The sequence below is a fragment of the Amycolatopsis sp. NPDC003861 genome, from assembly GCF_053605405.1.
The window spans coordinates 17,490-32,573 of sequence record NZ_JBSGJD010000002.1 but is presented as its reverse complement, the minus strand read 5'-3'; the positions used below and the strand labels follow the sequence as shown (position 1 = coordinate 32,573).

Annotated in this window: 13 protein-coding genes; 7 read left to right on the top strand and 6 right to left on the bottom strand. The window is 70.1% G+C overall.

Annotated features, from left to right (window positions below; genetic code table 11):
- A complete protein-coding gene (locus ACWEVN_RS00825; protein ID WP_452049742.1) occupies positions 1-159 on the top strand; it encodes an LPXTG cell wall anchor domain-containing protein in 159 nt (52 codons plus the stop codon).
- A 605-nt stretch (positions 160-764) separates the two neighbouring features.
- Here ACWEVN_RS00825 and ACWEVN_RS00820 read toward each other — a convergent pair.
- Positions 765-1,310, bottom strand: coding sequence for a hypothetical protein (locus tag ACWEVN_RS00820; protein WP_452049741.1), 546 nt, complete (start codon positions 1,308-1,310; stop codon positions 765-767).
- Here ACWEVN_RS00820 and ACWEVN_RS00815 point away from each other — a divergent pair.
- From ACWEVN_RS00815 to ACWEVN_RS00805, 3 genes are all read left to right on the top strand, one after another.
- Positions 1,287-3,692, top strand: a complete 2,406-nt coding sequence (locus tag ACWEVN_RS00815) for a hypothetical protein (RefSeq protein WP_452049740.1) — start codon at positions 1,287-1,289, stop codon at positions 3,690-3,692. The two genes, ACWEVN_RS00820 and ACWEVN_RS00815, sit on opposite strands and share 24 nt — an antisense overlap.
- A 71-nt stretch (positions 3,693-3,763) precedes the next feature.
- Positions 3,764-4,273, top strand: a complete 510-nt coding sequence (locus tag ACWEVN_RS00810; RefSeq protein ID WP_452049739.1) for a SixA phosphatase family protein — start codon at positions 3,764-3,766, stop codon at positions 4,271-4,273.
- Between the two features lie 94 nt (positions 4,274-4,367).
- On the top strand, positions 4,368-5,669 hold the full coding sequence (locus tag ACWEVN_RS00805; RefSeq protein ID WP_452049738.1) for an alginate lyase family protein: 1,302 nt from the start codon (positions 4,368-4,370) through the stop codon (positions 5,667-5,669).
- 63 nt (positions 5,670-5,732) lie between these two features.
- On the opposite strand, the gene ACWEVN_RS00800 is transcribed toward ACWEVN_RS00805, so the two are convergent.
- From ACWEVN_RS00800 to ACWEVN_RS00790, 3 genes are all read right to left on the bottom strand, one after another.
- On the bottom strand, positions 5,733-6,449 hold the full coding sequence (locus ACWEVN_RS00800; protein WP_310968028.1) for a S1 family peptidase: 717 nt from the start codon (positions 6,447-6,449) through the stop codon (positions 5,733-5,735).
- A gap of 204 nt (positions 6,450-6,653) precedes the next feature.
- The gene (locus ACWEVN_RS00795) at positions 6,654-7,025 is read right to left on the bottom strand and encodes a hypothetical protein (RefSeq protein ID WP_449684858.1); all 372 of its coding nucleotides are present in this window, start codon (positions 7,023-7,025) and stop codon (positions 6,654-6,656) included.
- Positions 7,026-7,047: 22 nt separating this feature from the next.
- Positions 7,048-7,413, bottom strand: a complete 366-nt coding sequence (locus ACWEVN_RS00790; protein ID WP_449684842.1) for a hypothetical protein — start codon at positions 7,411-7,413, stop codon at positions 7,048-7,050.
- A 446-nt stretch (positions 7,414-7,859) separates the two neighbouring features.
- Here ACWEVN_RS00790 and lanKC point away from each other — a divergent pair, with 446 nt between their 5' ends.
- On the top strand, positions 7,860-10,424 hold the full coding sequence (lanKC, locus tag ACWEVN_RS00785) for a class III lanthionine synthetase LanKC (RefSeq protein ID WP_452049737.1): 2,565 nt from the start codon (positions 7,860-7,862) through the stop codon (positions 10,422-10,424).
- Between the two features lie 698 nt (positions 10,425-11,122).
- Here the strand turns inward: lanKC and ACWEVN_RS00780 are convergent.
- Complete coding sequence (locus ACWEVN_RS00780; protein ID WP_452049736.1) at positions 11,123-11,536, bottom strand: acyl-CoA thioesterase; 414 nt, start codon at positions 11,534-11,536, stop codon at positions 11,123-11,125.
- Positions 11,530-12,861, bottom strand: a complete 1,332-nt coding sequence (locus ACWEVN_RS00775; protein WP_449676647.1) for a hydroxyacid-oxoacid transhydrogenase — start codon at positions 12,859-12,861, stop codon at positions 11,530-11,532. The genes ACWEVN_RS00780 and ACWEVN_RS00775 overlap by 7 nt, the downstream gene beginning before the upstream one ends.
- A gap of 84 nt (positions 12,862-12,945) precedes the next feature.
- Between ACWEVN_RS00775 and ACWEVN_RS00770 the strand changes: the two genes are divergently transcribed.
- Positions 12,946-14,604 carry a thiamine pyrophosphate-binding protein gene (locus tag ACWEVN_RS00770; RefSeq protein ID WP_310968495.1) on the top strand — a complete coding sequence of 553 codons (1,659 nt, stop codon included), beginning with the start codon at positions 12,946-12,948 and terminating at the stop codon, positions 14,602-14,604.
- A gap of 213 nt (positions 14,605-14,817) precedes the next feature.
- On the top strand, positions 14,818-14,988 hold the full coding sequence (locus ACWEVN_RS00765) for a hypothetical protein (RefSeq protein ID WP_310968024.1): 171 nt from the start codon (positions 14,818-14,820) through the stop codon (positions 14,986-14,988).
- Positions 14,989-15,084: the final 96 nt, after the last annotated feature.

Sequence of the window (15,084 nt, the reverse complement as noted above, 5' to 3'; positions counted from 1 at the left end):
GTGTATCGACCTGGAATCGGCGGCGTCGTCGGGGGCGGCGGGCTGCTCGCGACGACCGGAGCGAATCTGACGTGGTGGATTGTCTTCGGTGTCGTCAGCCTCGTTTTGGGCGTCGTGCTCGTCCGGTCCGCCCGGCACCGCGCGCAGGCCGGTGACTGACGTTTTCGCCCCCCTTTCAACTCCCGGCGGTAGCCGCGAAGAACACGAACAGGAGAACGACTGATGCACCCTTGGGCCAAGCGCGGGCTGCAGTCCGCGATGTTGGCCGGCGGCCTGATGATGCTGGGCACCGGCATCGCGTCCGCCGAGGAGCAGGTCAACCCCGACCTCGCTCCGTCGCCGCTGGACGGTGGCGCGTCCGTGCCGATCCAGATCCGCAAGATCAACCTCGGCACGCCCGCCGGCGAGACGCCGCTCCCGCTGGACACCGACGCCGACATCACCACCGGCACGGTGCTCCACGACTCGAGCAAGCCGCTCGCCGGTGCCCTGCTGAGCAACGTCGTCAAGCCCGACGTGTCGGCGCCGGTCCAGGTCACCGGCTGGGCGGTCGGCGCGGGCGGCGACGCCCACGTCGTCAACGACTCGCAGCAGACCCACCGGCAGGGCGGCCCGATCACCACGACCGGTGAGGGCAAGCCGCTCGCCGGCAACATCGTCACGGCGCCGGTGACGGCGCCGATCGGGGTCAACAACACCGCCGCCGGCTGGGGCGGCACCGGCACCGTCAACACCACCACGACCCAGGGCGCCCACTCGCCGAGTCAGCTGACCACCAGCGGCCAGGACAGTGTCGCCTCCGGCACCGTCGCCGGCGTTCCGCTCGCGGTGCCGGCCCAGGTCGACGGCACCGCGGCCGCCTGGGGTGGCAAGGCCACCGCGAACACGGTCAACACCGTTGTCGCGGAGGCCGGCACCCCGGAATCCGTGCTGCGAACCGCGAGCACGCCGTATGCGACCACGGCCGGCGCCGGCTCGCTGGTCGGCGGCACCGCGCTCACCCCGGGCGCGGCGGCTCCGGTCGCGGTCAACGGCACGTCCGGCCCCTGGGGCGGGCTCACGCACGCCGACTCCGTGAACAACCTCGACGCGAACGCCGGCGGTGGCACGGTCACCGACGGCGTCAAGTCCGTCGGCGGTGGCACGGCCGCCGGCGCCCCGGTGGCCCTGCCGGTCAACGTGCTTGGCACGGCCGGCGCGTGGGGCGGCGAGGCCTTCGCGACGTCGGAGAACAACGTCGGCTCGGTCGCGGGCGGCGAGCTCGTCACCGACGGCACCGGCGCGCTGTGGCGGGCGGCAGCGTCGTCCACCCGGAGGTGGCCGGCCCGGTCGAGGTCAACTGCACGACCGGTCCGTGGGGCGGAATCACCGGCACCACCTGCACCAACGACTACTCCGCGCAGGCCGGGGGCGGCGACGCGACCGACGGCACCGTCGCCGACGCGCCGGTCGCGCTGCCGGCGACCGGCAACCACAACTCCGCCGCGTGGGGCGGCCTGGCCGACGCGATGGGCGCCAGCTCCGTCGACTCGACGGCCGGCGGCGACGTCTACAGCGGCGGCGCCGGCTCGGTCGCCGGCAGGACGATCGCGCACCCGCAGGTCGCGGAGCCCGTCGTGGCCTCCTGCAATACCGGCGCTTGGGGCGGCATCACGTCCACCCACTGCACGCACGAGAACACCGCGCACGCCGGCGGTGGCCAGGCGACCGACGGCACCGCCTCAATCCTCGGCGGCACCGTCGCCGATGCGCCGGCGACGCTCCCGGCGCAGGTCTGCGGCACCGCGGCCGACTGGGGCGGCATCTCCACCGCCGAGTGCTACACCACGGTCGACTCCGTGGTCGGCGGCAACACCTACGACCACGGCGACGACTCCGTGGGCGGCGGCAACATCGTCGGCCCGTCGCTGGCCGGCGACGCCGACGTCATCTGCAACGCCGGCGCGTGGGGCGGCATCCCGACGTCGTCCTGCTCCAACGCCGAAAACGTCGTCGCGGGCGGCTTCCAGGGCACCTCGGGCAACAACGCCTTCGCGGCGGGCAACCTCGTCGACGCGCCGCTGGCGACGCCGGTCGAGGTGCTCAACGGCGCCTACGCGTGGGGTGGCATCCCGACCTCGACGATGACCGAGCACAAGTGCCTCACCTCGGGCGGGGACAACAACACCGACGACGACGGCGGCGTGGTCTCCAGCAACATCGTCACCGCGCCGGAAGCCATCGGCGCCCAGGTGATGAACATCGCCGGAGCGTGGGGCGGCAACCCGACCAGCCACGGCGACTTCATCACCCACGTCCACGCGGGCGGCGCCGACTCGGCGACCGGCAAGGGCGGCGCCGTCGCCGGCAACATCGTCGACCAGGCGAGCTCGCTGCCGGTGCAGGTCAACACGATCGGGGCCACCTGGGGCGGCCTGGCCGAGGCGACCGGCACCAACGTCACGGCGTTCGACTCCGGCGGCCCGAACTACGCCGACGGCGACCAGGGCGCGGTGGCCGGCAACGTCGTCGAAGCGCCGATCGGCGGCGCGGGCCAGGTCAGCAGCTGGGCGGTGTCCTGTATCGGTGGCGCGGTCACCGACGCGGACAACGACATCAGCTCGCACGCCGGCGGCACGACGTACACGTCCGGTGTGGACGGTGCGATCGCCGGTGACGCCGTCGCCGCGCCGATCCAGCCGCTGGTCCAGGCGACCGGTCAGTCGATCTCGCTGATGGCCAACACGGCCAACCACACCGAGAACGCCTACGACCTCGTCTCCGGCGGCCCGATCGTCACCGACGGCACGAGCGGTGCGCTCTCGGGCGACCTCCTCTCGGCCGACCCGCAGGCGCTGCCGCAGGTTTACGGCCTGGGCGCTTCCGCCATCGGGTCCGCCACGAACGACGTCCAGAACGACGTGACGGCGACCGACGGCGGCGACGAGACCACGGCCGGCAGCGGCGGGCTCAGCGGTGCTCTGCTCGACGTGCCGGTCGCGGCCGACCCGGCGGTGTTCCGCTGGGGCGTCGGTGCCCTGTCGACGGTGAACAACCACGTCGACAGCACGGTGGACAGCCAGGTCAGCGGCACGCCGACGGCGAAGCCGGCGGTCCAGATCCCGGTGGGCGTGGTGCCGCAGGTGAAGAACGTGACGATCCCGATCCTGGCCGAGGTGCTCAACACGGGCACCGACACGACCCAGGTCGTGGTCGGCCGGACCGAGGCCGCGCACATCCCGGTGGAACTCGACCTGACGGGTGCGCTCGGCGGGGTGTCGCCGCTGGCTCGTGACGACGTGTCCGCGCGGAGCGATGCGCCGGGGCTCGGCGCTGATGGCGTCGCCGGTGCAATGGGCCTGCTCGGCAGCGGATCGGCCGACGCCATCGGCAAGGCCACCGGTGCTCTCGGCGAGGTCTCCGGCAAGACCCTCGGTGGCCTGCCCGCTGCGGTCGCCGGGGCTGCCGGGCACGAGGCTCGCAGCGACAGCCCTTCGGTGCCCGGGGTGCCTTCGGTGTCCTGGGTGTCCGAGTTGCTCGGTGACAGTGTGCTGCCGCAGGTCAAGTCGCCCCACGTCGCGCTGCCGGGTGTGCCCAGCGCGCCGCGGGCGGACGTGCCGGTGGTCCCGGTGGTGTCCGGGGCGGCGGGCAGCGGCCTGCTGTCGCCGGTGAAGGAGCCGCGCATCTCGGTGCTGGGCCTGCCGCTCCGGTAGCGATCGGCTCGGTGTGGCGAAGGGCCCTGGAGCGATCCGCTCCAGGGCCCTTCGCCGTTAGGGTGGCGGGCATGGACGCGACCAGGTGGCTCATCGTGGTCCGGCACGCGAAGTCGGACTGGTCGGAGGGCCTGCCCGACCACGAGCGGCCGCTGGCGTCGCGCGGCCTCCGTGACGCGCCGCGGCTCGGCCGGTGGCTCGCGGCGGAGGGGCACGTGCCCGAGCTGGTCGTCTGCTCCACCGCGCGTCGCACGCGGGAAACCTGGCGGCACGTGCGCGGCGAACTGCCCGCGCCGCCACCCGTCGAGTACGACGACGACCTCTACGGCGCCGACGTCCCCGAGTTCCTGAACGCCGTTCGCCGGACGCCGGCCGCCGTCACCAGGCTCGCGCTCGTTTCGCACGAGCCCGGCGTCAGCGACCTGACCCTGCACCTGGCCGGTCTCGGCGAAGAGACGTCGGCAATCCAGACCAAGTTCCCCACCGGGGCCGCGGCCGTGCTCGCGACGACGGATCCCTGGGACGCGCTCCGCACCGCCCGGCTCGTCGCCTTCTTCCGGCCGCGTGACTTCGCCGGCTGACTTGGTCTGAACCAGGCATTGCTTCGTTCGCGTTCACATGCGTACGCTCCATTCACTCACAGGTCTGTTGTTCATATTTGTGAATGGAGCGGACATGGTTTTCCGCCACACCGTCGTGGCCGCGCTCGCTGCGCTCGGCCTCGTCGCTTCTTTCGCCGCGCCGGCCGAGGCCGCGTCGCGACCCACCGGCTGCACCGTCCCGGTCATCGGGCCGGTGTGCGCACCCGCGACCGCCGTCCTCGACGGCCAGCAGCTGCTTCGCACGAAGTTCGCCGCGCTCGTCGGCGAAAAGACGTCCCGTACGGCACTGAACAACCTACTGACGGCGGCCAAGGCCGACCTGACGGCGGGGCCGTGGAGCGTGACGTCGAAGAAACAGGTCCCGCCCAGCGGGGACAAGCACGACTACCTCAGCCTGGCGCCGTACTGGTGGCCGACGACGCAGCCGACCGCGGAGAACCCGTGGGGCTGCCCGTTCGTGCAGCGTGACGGCCAGCGCAACCCGATCGTCGACGAGATCACCGACCACGCCTACCGCGGCGAGGCGTTCGCCGCGATCTACCGGCTGGCGCTCGCCTGGTACTACACAGGCGACGCGCGGTACGCCCAGCGCGCGTCGCTCGACCTGCGTACGTGGTTCCTCGACGCGGCCACGAAGATGAACCCGAACATGAACTTCGCCCAGGGCATCCCGTGCAAGGTGGACGGCCGCGGCATCGGCATCATCGAGTTCTCCTACACGCTGAGCCAGGTCGTCGACGCCACCGCGATCCTGGCCACCGGCGCGCCGGGCTGGACGAAGACCGACCAGGCCGGCATGACCGGCTGGTACACGCAGTTCCTGGACTGGCTGCGCACCAGCAAGAACGGGACCGACGAGGCGAAGGCCCAGAACAACCACGGCAGCTTCTACGACATGCTCGCCGCGGCCCTCGCCCTCGGCACGGGACAGCGGGACCTGGCGGCGTCCATCGCGCGGGACGCCGGGCCGAAGCGGATCGCGCCTCAGATCCAGGCCGACGGCCTGCAGCCGCAGGAGACGAGCCGGACCCGCAGCTGGCACTACTCGGCGTTCAACCTGGTCGCGCTGACGCGGCTCGCGCAGATCGGCACGCACGTCGGCGTCGACCTGTGGCACTACACGGCACCGAGCGGCGCGACGCTGTTCGGCGCGGTCGACTTCCTGATCCCGGGAGCGACGCAGGGGCAGCAGGCGTGGCCGTACCCCGAGCTGGACTTCCGGCCGTACGCGGCACTGGACGTCCTCCACGCGGCGGCCGACGCGGGCGATCGCGCCGCGCGCACGGCGTTGCCGCGGGTGCCGGTGGAGCCGGGCGGCGACCTCTACCCGGTGCGGCCGGCCGCGGAACAGCTCGACGACATTTCCACGTCGTGAGGTCGTGACGCCGTGACGGGAAAGGGCCCGGCCATTTGCGGCCGGGCCCTTTCCTGCCGGGAATCAGACGCCGGCGACCTGCGAAATCCAGCTGCGATAACGCGTGATGTTCGTGTAGGCGGTGTTGTTCGACCGGTCACTGGTCGACGCGACACCGACCTGACGGCCGGAGGCGAACATCGGGCCACCGGAGTCCCCGCCGGCGGTGATGCCGTTGACGCGGTTCGCGCACACGGCGACGCCACCGGTGTAGTCGCTGCAGCCGATCGAGTTCACCCGCACGGTCGCGACCTTGAGGTAGCGCGACTGGCAGTTGATCTCGGAGCCGCACTGGCTCGTCGCGCCCCAGCCGTAGACCGAGACGTTCTGCCCGACCGAGACGTCACCGACGCTGCCGAGCGGCGAGTAGGTGGCGTTCACCGAGGTGGTGAGCCGGACGATCGCCAGGTCGGCGGAGCCGGGGTAGCGCGTGATGGTGGAGCCGGTGGCCATCGTCCCGCCGCTCGACTGGTCCAGGCTGCCGATGCGGAACGTGTAGGTGCCGGAGCTGCTGACGCAGTGCTTGGCGGTGAGGATGTACTGCGGGGCGATGATCGTCGCGGTGCAGTTCTGCTGGCCGTTGACGAACAGCCGGGCCGCCCAGGGCCCGCTGGTGGCGGTGCTGCCGCCGATGATCGACGGCTGAGCCTGCGGGGTGCTGTCGGCGGCCGCCGGACCGCCGAGGCCGACGACGGCCAGTGCGGTGCTCGCGGCCAGCAGGACGAACTTGCCGAATTTCACGCTCACCCCTTTTCACGCGGGGGAGAACCGCGTGGGGAAAGCCGGTGGGGACCGAACTCGAAGATTGTCCGAGTTTCCGGCGAATGTCCGGAACCGACGAAAGTTTCGGTCGAATCCGTATTTATTTCCCGGAGTGGGCTACGTGCAGTACCCGTACTGTTCCGCGCTTGGATGGGGTCCTTGGCCCTTGGTCCTCGGTCGGCTTCAGGCGGCGACGTTCACCGGGGCGGTCTTCCGCAGCCAGTACAGCCCGACGATCGGCAGGACCAGCGGGATGAAGAGGTAACCCTCGCCGTAGACGGACCAGACGGTCGGGTGCCGGAAGGCGGCGGCGTCGACGAGGCTCAGCGTGCCGATGGTCAGCACGCCCAGCAGTTCGACGGAGCAGGCGACGAGGGCCACCCGCCACCAGCCGTCCCCGCGCCGGGCCAGCGCGATGGTCGCGACGATGTAGACGACCGCGGCGAACGCCGACAGCAGGTAGGCGAGCGGGGCTTCGTGGAACTTCGTGCCGATCTGGACGCCGGCCCGCGACGTCGCGGCCAGCGCGAAGATCGCGTACACGGCGACGAGCACCCGTCCGGGCCCGCTGGCCGTCCTACGCTGTTGCTCCACTCCACACCTCGTTCAGTCGCAGCACCATCACCGGGACGGCCAAGCAGGCAATACCGAGCACGGCGGTACTCGACCGGCTCCGCTCGGCCAGCGCCCAGGCGGCGCCCACGGGCAGCACGACCAGGCAGCCGATCAGGTAGGCCAGGTAGGTCGCCAGGCTGCCGGGCCGGTCGCCACTGGCGAGCAGCACGATCCCGATCACCAGCTGAACGACCAGCAGCAGTTCGAGGACCGCGAGCGCGATCAGGAGCGGGTTGTCCGGAAGCCGGTTCCGAGCCGACTGGACGAAGCTCCACAGCGCGACGACCGTGGCAGCCACGGCGACCGCCACGGCGAATCCGAAGATCACCCGTTCCTCCTTCTGGTCCGCGGCCGTCAACTTACTCCGTGGTACCGGCGGGGTCGGCTGCCGAGGTGTCGCGGGCGTGGCGTGGACCACCCGCGGTGCTCCTGTGGCCAAAGTGTTCCCGACGTGTTCGGCCCCTATCGCGAAAATCAATCACGAAGCGGCGTTGATGGCATTCTGCCAATTCGGCGGAGGATTTGGAGCTGCCCTTCGATGGACCTGCGGAAACGCCGGAAAGATCTTCACGTTACGCCACTATCGTGTGGCGATCGGACTGGACAAAATCACCCTGGGTTCGTCTACCGGCTGGTAGACGTCCTTTTTGCCTACCTCGGATAGCCCAGTTGAACCGCCGGGTTGGCGGATTGGCCCAGAGCTGCCCGGCATGGGGGAATATTCTTCGTCCCGGGACCGTGGTGTCCAGGGGATCGCACGGAGGGGTATCTCGGATGGACCTGCGCTACGAAGCATTTTGCTTCGCCGACCCGTTGTTCTACGACGAACAGCAGGAAAACGGCGCGCCGGCCGAGAATTTCACCACGATATTCCGGGCGCCGGACACCGGTTGGGTGACCACCGACCGTGGAGTGTGGCGCATGGTGCACCCGGCGGGCCACATCCTTCCGGCTCAGGGCTGGCAGATCCACGTTTCCGCCGGCCTGGACAACGCCGGCCGGCTACTCGCGCACGTCTACGAGTCCTGTGTCGAGCACGCCGTCGCCTACAAGCATCTCCGCTCACTGCTGACTCTGCTCGCGCGGAATTCGAAATACGCACTCGGCGACAGCGGCGTCGAGCTGGCCACCATTTATCCAGTCGACCACAACGAACTGGAGCGCGTCCTCACCGACCTGTCAACGCGGCTGGAGGGCGAGCACGGCCCCGGTATTCCGAGCGGCTTGCGGTTCGGCGACGGTCCCCTCTACGTGCGTTACGGCGGATTCGCCGACCAGTGGGTGGAACACAACGGCAACCGAGTTCCGGCAGTCCGCAAGCCGGACGGCCGGCTGGTTCCGGAGAAGCACGAGGCGACGTTCTCTGTGCCCGACTGGGTCAAGCTGCCGCCCTGTTTGCGAAGCAGCATGCCAACACGCCAAGGAGGTGCCGCGGCCCGATTCCCTTACCGCATGGTGAAGCCGCTGCACGTCTCGAACAGCGGCGGCACCTACCTCGCCGACCCGAAGGCGGGAGGCGACCAGGTCGTCCTCAAGGAGGCCCGCCCGCACGCGGGGCTCGACGAGGCGCGCATCGACGCCGTCGAGCGGCTGCGACGAGAGCACGAGATGCTCGGCCGGCTCGCTGGCATCCCCGGTGTGCCGCGGGTCGTCGAGCAGTTCGCCGTCGCGGAGCGCCACTACCTGGCCACGGAGTACCTGCCGGGTATCTCGTTGGCCAGCTGGCTGCCCCGCAACTACCCGCTGACCAGGAGCAACACGACAGCCACCGACCTGGCCGCCTACGCGGGGCGCGTGCTGGACATCGTCGCGCGAGTGGAGAAGGCGATCGCGGAAGTCCACGCCCGCGGCATCGTCGTAGGCGACCTGCATCCCGCGAACATCCTGATCGACGAGGACGACCACCACCGCATCTCCCTGACCGACTTCGGGTCGTCATTCGACGCCGAAGTCGATGATCGCCCGGCCCTGGGCACACCCGGCTTCCGTGCTCCAGTCGACTGCACTGGGTTCGAGGTCGACGAGCACGCGCTGGCAGCGTTGCGGCTGTGGTTGTTTCTGCCGCTGTTGCCGCTGGCGGAGTTCGCTCCGATGAAGCTGCGCCGGATCGCTGACTTCGTAGAACACCGGTTCGCGCTACCCGAGGGGTACGCCGACGCCGCAGTCGCGGTGCTGGCCCCGCGTGACGTCCCCGCGGAGCCGGCACCGGTCCACACCGAGCTCGACCACGACAAACCGGACTGGCCGCTCGTCCGCAAGCAGATCACCGAGGCGATCCTGGCCAGCGCCACCCCGTCGCGCCAGGACCGGCTGTTCCCCGGCGACATCGAACAGTTCTCCGTCGGCGGTGCGTGCTTCGGTGTCGGTGCCGCCGGCGTGCTGCACGCCCTCGACGTCGCCGGCGCCGGCCGCTTCCCCGAGCACGAACGCTGGCTGATCGACGCAGTCCGTCGTGAGCCGCCGACCCGGCCCGGGTTCTACGACGGTAGCTCCGGCATCGCCTACGTGCTCGAGAACTTCGGCTATCACGACCAAGCCGGCAAGCTGCTGGCGTCGTCCGCGCGGCTCGTTGAGCAGACGAGCGATCACTCCCTGGAAAGCGGCCTGGCCGGCATCGGGCTGACCATGTTGCACTTCGCGACGGTTCGCCAGGACAACGAGTACGGCCGCCAAGCGCTGGCAACGGCCGTCCGGCTGGCCGAGGCGCTTGAGACTGCGGCGCCGCCCGGCAACTCGGCTCGCGCCGGCCTGCTGTCCGGTTGGGCCGGGCCGGCACTGCTGTTCATCCGGCTCTTCGAGCGCACCGGCGAGTCGGCGTGGCTCTCGTTCGCCGACCAGGCGCTATGCCGCGACCTCGAGGAATGCATCGAGGCGGACGACGGCTCGCTGCAGGTCCGAGACGGCGTCGCCCGGACACTGCCTCACCTCGGCGTCGGCAGCGCAGGGATCCTTGTGGTCGCCGAGCAGTTGGCGCGGCACCGGCCGGACGCAGAGGCCCGTGACAGCCTTCCCGCCTTGCGCGAGGCGTGCCTCGGCGAGTTCGTCGTCCACCCAGGCCTGCTCAACGGCCGTTGCGGGTTGGCGGTCGCCCTGGCTGCCAGCGCGGACGCGGAGCTGCCGGGCCGCGCGGCCGCGATCGATCGGCAACTGGCGTGGCTGGGTTGGTACGCGGTGCCGTACAAGGGCGGCCTCGCGTTCCCTGGCAACCGGTTGCTACGCCTCTCGATGGATGTCAAGACCGGCGGGGCCGGGATCCTTCTTTCCCTTGCTTCGCTCTTTGACGGCAAGGAGGTGCTGCCCTTCTTGGGCGGCACACCCTCTTCGGGTACTGGTCGCTGAGCGGAACCGCCGCGACCGCCGAGCCAGGTCGCAGAGCCACTCGCCGTCCTTGGCCTACGTCGCGATCTGCCGGTGCAGGCAGCCGGCCTCCCCGTGTCGGGAGGCGGCTGACTGCGGTCGTGGTGCGGTCCGCCGGCGGGGCGCCTTCCGGCGGCGGACCGCAACCACTACCAGGCCGTTGCGGTGGGGATTTCAGTCGTCGGCGGGGCGCCTGCCGGCGACAACTCCGTCGTCTCCACCTGGCCACAAAGGCGGTGGCGCGTCCGCTCCCGGGGCGTCTGCCGGAAGCGGACGCGCGACCACCACTTTTGGCCCACTTCTGTGTTCGGGTGCCGTGACCGTCGCAGGGACGCCTGCCGGCGACGGGTCCGGGACCACTTTCGAGCCGTCGGCTCACCACTCTGCCGCCGCAACCGGATCGACGCCTAGGTCGCCATCCGTGTTACTAGCCGATCCGGTGAGGAAACAGCTCGTCCACTGTGGACCGATCTCATGCGCTTTCCAGCCTATCGCCGTCGAGGGGGTGCGGAACCCCTCGTGGTGAATCTGTGGACAACTCGCCGATGATCGGTGGCCCTGTGGACAACTCGGGTCGATCGCCCGTTTCTGTCGGAGCCGTCGTGCATGATCGGAAGCGCAAGAAGATACGGCCTGGAACCAGCATCGTCGAAAGGAGGTGAAACGAACGGCGGTGCGTGTCATCCAGGCTGCAGAGCCTCCAATGCCTCGCGCAGCTTACCGGAGACCGGCGTCGGCCGGCGGGACTCGCGGTCCACGAAGACGTGCACGAAGTGCCCTTCGGCGACCAGGGATTCGTCGGCTGCGTATATGCCGATTTCGTAGCGGACGCTGGACTTCCCGAGGTGCGCGACCCGCAACCCGACCCTCAATGACCCAGGAAAGGACACCGATGCGTGATACCCGCAGTGCGACTCGACGCACAGCCCGATCACCGACCCGGCTTCGATGTCGAGGCCTCCTTCCTCGATGAGCCAGGTGTTGATCACGGTGTCCATCAGCGAGTAGTGGACGACGTTGTTCACGTGCCCGTAGACGTCGTTGTCCTTCCAGCGCAACGGAACCGTCTGCCAGTGCGGGTACTCGCTCACCACAGCGACACCGACTCGCGCAGGATGCCCGACAGGTCGTCGGCGGATGCCTCGCGTGGCGCGGTGGCCAGCAGGCGCTGCTGCTTGAGCGTTCCCTCGACGAGGGAGTCCACATCGGACTCTGTGTAGCCGACGGCACCGATGCCGTCCGGGATGCCGATCTGGCGCATCAGGTCGATCAGCACCGCGGGCAGGTGGTCGGCGAAGTCGCCGGGCCACTCGAAGTCGGGCGCCAGCAAGCGTGCGACCCGCAGGTGGCGGTCCGGGGCCGCGTCGAAGGTGAAGCGGAATGCGGCGGGCGCGGTCAGCGAGACAGCCATGCCGTGCGGGACCATGGGTTCTTCGCCTGGGTACCCGTCCGGGTGGAAATCCCTGACCTGGCCGGCGATCGGGTAGGCGTTCGCGTGCGGGATGTGCACGCCGGCGTTGCCGAAGCCGAGGCCGGCGAACGTCGCGGCCAAGGCCATGGCTTCGCGGGCCTTGAGGTCGGAACCGTCGCGCACGGCGGCCGGGAGGGCCCACGACAGCAGCCGGAGGGACTGCTCGGCGAACATGTCGGCCAGCGGGTTCGAGCCGCAGTACGGCACGCGCTGCTCCGGGCGCTTGCGGTCGAACTCGGTGTACGGCTTGGCGGTGTAACTCTCTGCCGCGTGGCAGAGGATGTCCATGCCGCTGGCGGCCGTCACACCGGGTGGCTGGCTGACCGTGAGCCGCGGGTCGACGACCGCCAGGGTTGGGCGCAGCCGCAGGTGGCTGATTCCGCTCTTGACGCGCAGGGACAGCACGTCCAGGACGCAGACCGTGGTGCTCTCCGAGCCCGTACCGGTGGTGGTGGGGACCGCGACCAGCGGCTTGAGCGGCTGGGCCGGTGCGCGGCCGCCGCCGACGGGGGCGTTGACGTAGTCCATCAGGTCGCCGTCGTTGCTCGTCAGGAGGTTGGCTGCCTTGGCGGTGTCGATGGCCGACCCGCCGCCGACGGCGACGAAGGCGTCGTACGGACCCGTTCCGCGGGCGAAGTCAACCGCCTTCTGCATGCTGACATCGGTGGGTTCGACGTGTACGCCATCGAAGATCTCGGTCTCGATGCCGTAGCCCGCGATGCCGTCGGCTATGCGGCGGGGCCAGCCTGTCGCGGCCACCTGCGGATCCGTCACCACGAGCACGCGGTGGGCGCCGTACTGGGTGAGGTCGTAGCCGATCTCGTCGCTGGCGCCGGTGCCGTACTTCAACGCCGGTGCGCCATAAGTAAAAACAGTTTCATGTTCGGTTGCGGCCAAGTCGGTGGTCCTCGCTCCCTTGATCGGCTTGCAGTCGGTCAAAGCGGACATTCGGCCTATCCTTGTCCGGTTTCGGTGAAGATCACTTGACTGCACTGAACGGTGCCCGCCTAAGCTCTCCTCATTAGATACCAACTGGGAGCGACCGTCGCCCAGACGGCCGTGCGGATCCTGACCGAGGCGCGTGTCCGCCGCGTGTACGCGGTGGTCGGTGAGTCGTTCCTGGAACTGCTCGACGCCCTGCAGCGGGAGCGGGAGATCACGCTGGTCTCGGCGCGCCACGATGCAGGCGCGGCGTTCATGGCGGAGGCCGAAGGGAAGCTCACCGAACGTCCTGCTGTGCTGCTCGCGAGCCGGGGGCCGAGTGCGGCGAGCCTGGCCATCGGCGTCCAGACGGCGTACCAGGACGAGACGCCGATGGTCGTGCTGCTAGAGACGCCGGCGACCGAGCCGGTGTGGTCGTCGTCGGGGGAGCTGCCGACGTCGGACCTCACGGCCATGTTCGAGTCGATCGCCAAGTCGACATTGCGGGTGACCGACCCGGACGGGCTGCCGGGACTGCTCGCGCACGCGCTGACGACGTCGCAGGAAGGGCGGCCGGGGCCGGTCGTGCTCGGTGTGCCCTGCGACATCTGGGGGATGCCCTACGACGCGGCGAAGCCGATGGCGCGGGTGCGGCCGCCGGCGTCCGGGACGCTGGGCCGTTCGGCTGACGCCGTGGCGCAGCTGGTGGACGAGGCGAAATATCCCGTGGTCATCGTCGGCGGGCGGGCGCGGTCGGCGCGGGACGAGCTGATCGCCGTCGCCGATGAGCTTGCGCTGCCCGTCTACAACGCCTTCCGGCGGCAGGACGCCTTCCCGGAAAACCACGCCCGGTACGCCGGTCACCTGGGGCTGGGCATCCCGGCGCGGCAGCTGGACGCGCTCGAGCGCGCGGACCTCGTGCTCGCGCTCGGCACCCAGCTCGACGAGGTGACCACTCAGGCCTACCGCTACCCGACCGCGCAGCAAACGCTGGTCATGGTCGGCACCGGCATCGACGTCAGCCCGAAGCGGCGGGGACTCACCTTCCGCGTCGACTCCGAGGTCGAACCGTTCCTGCGGGAGCTGCGGGAGGTGGCGTCGCCGCGGACGCGGCGGGCCTCGGCGGCGAACGCGGCCGTCCACACCTTCATGACCCCGCCCGACACCAGCGGGAACACGCGGGTGCACCCCGTGGACGTCGTCCGCGCGCTGCGGAAGCTCGCGCCCGAGGACACCATCGTGACCAGCGACGCCGGCAACTTCGCGCAGTTCATGCACCGCTACTGGTGCTTCACCGCGCCGCGCAGCCAGCTCGGTCCGAGCAACGCCGCCATGGGCTACGCCGTTCCGGCCGCCGTCGCGGCGAAACTGGCCGAGCCGCGGCGGACCGTCGTGGCCATGGTCGGGGACGCCGGGACGCTCATGACCGGCCAGGAGATCGAAACGGCCGTCCGGTACCGGGCGCCGGTCATGGTGGTCGTCTTCCAGAACGGCGTCCACGGCGCGCTTGCCATGCATCAGGCACGCACCTACGGCCGGCTCACCGGGGTCTCCATCCCGCTGACCGACTTCGCTTCGTGGGCGCGTGGGCTGGGCGCGGCCGGGTACACCGTGGACGATCGTGAAGAGCTCGAGCCGATCATCGCCAGCGCTCTGGTGCGGCAGCGGCCGTGCGTCATCGACGTGCGGACGGACCCCGATGTCGTGACCCCGGACGTGCGGCTCTCGGCTCTGCTCGGGCAGGCTCGTCCGCAACCTCCCGCCCAGTAACGGTTTTGCTCTGTTTCGTTCCGGAAAAGCTGGGAATGTCGTGTGGTAGCAGGGCGTTGGCTCGGGTAGCCTGACGGTGTTCCGGTGGTGGTTCGCCGCTGAACCTTCCCGGCCGGGTCCCGGCGGGAGACAACCGGTTTCTGTCGGTGCCGCATGGCACCATCACGGTCATGACCCGCGCCGAAGCGGGCAGGGAACGAGGGGAGTTTCGACGTGACCGATCACCAGCACGCATCCGAACCGCGGAAGTCCTCCGGCGTCGTACCGGTGCTGTTCAGCGCCAGCTCAGAGGCCCATGACGACGCCGTGGTCGCCGCCGATCGGGACGCCGCCTGGCGCTCGCCGTTCGCCACCGAGGGGCTTCGCCCGGCGAGTGGCGAATAGCTCACCCCGCCCGGGTGAAGACTGCTTGTCCGCCCTGGTCAAGGTGTGCTTTACTGCTTATGGTCTCGACTTTTGTGTTCGTGATGAGTCACGCTC

Bases quoted from the DNA above. Each gene is read 5' to 3' on its own strand.
- ACWEVN_RS00810 (WP_452049739.1), top strand. From the start codon at position 3,764: ATGGACGCGACCAGGTGGCTCATCGTGGTCCGGCACGCGAAGTCGGAC.
- ACWEVN_RS00805 (WP_452049738.1), top strand. From the start codon at position 4,368: ATGGTTTTCCGCCACACCGTCGTGGCCGCGCTCGCTGCGCTCGGCCTC.
- lanKC (WP_452049737.1), top strand. From the start codon at position 7,860: ATGGACCTGCGCTACGAAGCATTTTGCTTCGCCGACCCGTTGTTCTAC.
- ACWEVN_RS00775 (WP_449676647.1), bottom strand. From the start codon at position 12,861: ATGTCCGCTTTGACCGACTGCAAGCCGATCAAGGGAGCGAGGACCACC.